The sequence below is a fragment of the Streptomyces bambusae genome, assembly GCF_019400985.1.
Lineage (GTDB): Bacteria > Actinomycetota > Actinomycetes > Streptomycetales > Streptomycetaceae > Streptomyces > Streptomyces bambusae_A.
Window position 1 is genome coordinate 1 of the sequence record NZ_WTFF01000649.1, and the last position, 1,217, is coordinate 1,217.

Genomic DNA, 1,217 nt, shown 5'->3' on the forward strand with positions numbered 1-1,217 from the left:
CACCCCTAACCACAGGTCATCCCCCAGGTTTTCAACCCTGGTGGGTTCGGTCCTCCACGAAGTCTTACCTCCGCTTCAACCTGCCCATGGCTAGATCACTCCGCTTCGGGTCTAGAGCGTGCAACTCGATCGCCCTGTTCGGACTCGCTTTCGCTACGGCTTCCCCACACGGGTTAACCTCGCTACACACCGCTAACTCGCAGGCTCATTCTTCAAAAGGCACGCAGTCACGAGACGTGCAAGCACGTCCGACGCTCCCACGGCTTGTAGGCACACGGTTTCAGGTACTATTTCACTCCGCTCCCGCGGTACTTTTCACCATTCCCTCACGGTACTATCCGCTATCGGTCACCAGGGAATATTTAGGCTTAGCGGGTGGTCCCGCCAGATTCACACGGGATTTCTCGGGCCCCGTGCTACTTGGGAGATGAGCAAGCAAGCCGCTGATGTTTCGTCTACGGGGGTCTTACCCTCTACGCCGGACCTTTCGCATGTCCTTCGACTACACCAACGGTTTCTGACTCGCCTCACAGCCGGCAGACCGTGAAAGCTCATTCCCACAACCCCGCATGCGCAACCCCTGCCGGGTCTCACACGCATACGGTTTGGCCTCATCCGGTTTCGCTCGCCACTACTCCCGGAATCACGGTTGTTTTCTCTTCCTGAGGGTACTGAGATGTTTCACTTCCCCTCGTTCCCTCCACACTGCCTATGTGTTCAGCAGCGGGTGACAGCCCATGACGACTGCCGGGTTTCCCCATTCGGACACCCCCGGATCAAAGCTCGGTTGACAGCTCCCCGGGGCCTATCGCGGCCTCCCACGTCCTTCATCGGTTCCTGGTGCCAAGGCATCCACCGTGCGCCCTTAAAAACTTGGCCACAGATGCTCGCGTCCACTGTGTAGTTCTCAAGCAACGACCAGCCACCCATCACCCCACCAGACAACCTGGCGAGTTCACTGGGGCCGGCGTCGAAGGTCCAGCCGAATCGGCCGTACCCTCAGGACCCAACAACGTGCCAAGCGTGAGTCCCATCCACGTCCATCCGTTCCACGCCGAAGCAGTACTAGGAGAACCTTCAGGTCACTCACGCCAACTAATCAACGTTCCACCCATGAGCTGACCGTGCGAGACATTCGCTCGCAAGCGGTGCTGTGCTCCTTAGAAAGGAGGTGATCCAGCCGCACCTTCCGGTACGGCTACCTTGTTACGACTTCG

General features: G+C 58.7%; 2 rRNA genes. Both read right to left on the bottom strand.

The features are described from left to right. Positions 1–879: ribosomal RNA gene (locus GPJ59_RS36305) — 23S ribosomal RNA — on the bottom strand; the annotation flags it as partial. 285 nt (positions 880–1,164) lie between these two features. Next, positions 1,165–1,217, bottom strand: a 16S ribosomal RNA gene (locus tag GPJ59_RS36310); the annotation flags it as partial.